This is a genomic window from Ruegeria sp. YTSA226, from assembly GCF_059609905.1.
Map to the genome: position 1 here is coordinate 1 of NZ_JBXWMQ010000032.1, position 2,500 is coordinate 2,500.

General features: G+C 53.9%; 1 tRNA gene and 2 rRNA genes (1 of these 3 cut by a window edge). All 3 read right to left on the minus strand.

Going from position 1 to position 2,500, the window contains the following annotated elements:
* Window positions 1-214 precede the first annotated feature (214 nt).
* Window positions 215-291: transfer RNA gene (locus tag AC2FFF_RS19675), tRNA-Met, on the minus strand.
* Window positions 292-378: 87 nt separating this feature from the next.
* A 5S ribosomal RNA gene (rrf, locus tag AC2FFF_RS19680) occupies window positions 379-493 on the minus strand.
* 182 nt (window positions 494-675) lie between these two features.
* Window positions 676-2,500, minus strand: a 23S ribosomal RNA gene (locus AC2FFF_RS19685) (it continues 1,003 nt past the right edge of the window).

The window sequence follows — 2,500 nt, forward strand, 5'->3', positions numbered from 1 at the left end:
TTGCTTCCACGGTGCTTTCAGTTGTGATGGCGCAACGCAAAAGCCCGCTCGGGCGCGGTGTGTAATATATTGATATTGTGTAGTGATTTAGGTTGCGGGAGTAGGGTTTGAACCTTTGGCCTTCAGGTTATGAGCCTGACGAGGTGAAGACGTTAAGCAATTGATCCAGTGGATCAATTTTAGTCTGAACGGGCTGTGTTGATATTATTCGACCTGGTTGCGGGAGTAGGATTTGAACCTACGACCTTCAGGTTATGAGCCTGACGAGCTACCGGGCTGCTCCATCCCGCGACACTAGGTTGGCCTATCGCTTTCGCTACTTGAGGCCGGGGTCGAATAAGTATTGTTATCATTTAGAGAGAATTGGGATTTTTCTAGGTTTGGCGGTGACCTACTCTCCCGGGGCTTAAGCCCAAGTACCATTGGCGCGGCAGTGCTTAACTTCCGGGTTCGGGATGGGACCGGGTGTTTCACTTGCGCTATGACCACCAAACCGAGGAAAATCCCACGTTGCGACTTGCGTAGCAAGCGCGACGGGTGGCAGGCAGCGTCTTTTGCGTGCAAAAGGCGCGTTGCCACTCGGTAGTGTAATCAATCAACAGTGCCGCTTGGCGCGACACAGCCATCGTTAGTCTAAGGTGTGTATGTTTTTGATTTGTCTTTCCATTACTGGATCAAATCAAGCCTATCGGGCGATTAGTACCGGTCAACTGAACGCATTACTGCGCTTACATCTCCGGCCTATTGACGTGGTGGTCTTCCACGGCCCTCAGGGAGACCTTGTTTTGAGGGGGGCTTCCCGCTTAGATGCCTTCAGCGGTTATCCTGTCCGATCATAGCTACCCTGCACTGCTGCTGGCGCAACAACAGGTCCACCAGTGGATCGTTCACCCCGGTCCTCTCGTACTAGGGGCAACTCCTCTCAAGTCTCCTACACCCACGGCAGATAGGGACCGAACTGTCTCACGACGTTCTAAACCCAGCTCACGTACCTCTTTAAACGGCGAACAGCCGTACCCTTGGGACCTGCTCCAGCCCCAGGATGAGATGAGCCGACATCGAGGTGCCAAACACTGCCGTCGATATGGACTCTTGGGCAGTATCAGCCTGTTATCCCCGGCGTACCTTTTATCCGTTGAGCGATGGCCCTTCCACTCGGGACCACCGGATCACTATGGCCGTCTTTCGACTCTGCTCGACTTGTCAGTCTCGCAGTCAGGCTGGCTTCTGCCATTGCACTCAACGAGCGATTTCCGACCGCTCTGAGCCAACCTTCGCGCGCCTCCGTTACGCTTTAGGAGGCGACCGCCCCAGTCAAACTACCCGCCACGCAGGGTCCCGGATCCGGATAACGGACCGCGGTTAGACATCAAGAGTGCGAAGGGTGGTATCTCAAGGGAGGCTCCACAGGGACTAGCGTTCCTGCTTCAAAGCCTACCACCTATCCTGCACATCACAATCCTGATGCCAGTGCGAAGCTGTAGTAAAGGTGCACGGGGTCTTTCCGTCTAACCGCGGGAAGCCTGCATCTTGACAGGCAATTCAATTTCGCTGAGTCGATGTTGGAGACAGCGGGGAAGTCGTTACGCCATTCGTGCAGGTCGGAACTTACCCGACAAGGAATTTCGCTACCTTAGGACCGTTATAGTTACGGCCGCCGTTTACCTGGGCTTCAATTCAAGGCTCTCACCTCTCCTTTTAACCTTCAGGCACCGGGCAGGCGTCAGACCCTATACGTCGTCTTGCGACTTCGCAGAGCCCTGTGTTTTTAATAAACAGTCGCCACCCCCTGGTTTGTGCCCCCAGCCCCTAGTTGCCTAGGAACCGGGCCTCCTTCTCGCGAACTTACGGAGGTATTTTGCCGAGTTCCTTCAACATCGTTCTCTCAAGCGCCTTGGTATTCTCTACCAGTCCACCTGTGTCGGTTTAGGGTACGGTCTTATAGGAGGGCTATTTCCAGGAACCTCTCAGCAGCCCATTCAATCCGATAAGGATGAACTACCTCTGAGATCCGTCACCACTCCACGGCCTAGGAATATTAACCTAGTTCCCATCGCCTACGCCTTTCGGCCTCGGCTTAGGGGCCGGCTTACCCTGCTCAGATTAGCTTTAAGCAGGAACCCTTGGACTTTCGGCGAGAGTGTCTCTCACACTCTTTGTCGCTACTCATGTCATCATTCTCACTAGTGATCTCTCCACCGGATCGCTCACGCGCCGGCTTCATCGAAAGCCTCTCTCCTCCAATACGCCCGAAGACGTGAAGGAGGAATGAGACTATGTCACACTACGCTCTGCTACCATGCCTTACGGCATCCTAAGCTTCGGCTCATGGCTTGAGCCCCGTTACATCTTCGCCGCAGGACAACTTATTTAGACCAGTGAGCTGTTACGCTATCTTTAAAGGATGGCTGCTTCTAAGCCAACCTCCTGGTTGTTTTGGTCGTCCCACCTGCTTTCCCACTTAGCCATGAATTGGGGGCCTTAGCTGTAGGTCAGGGTT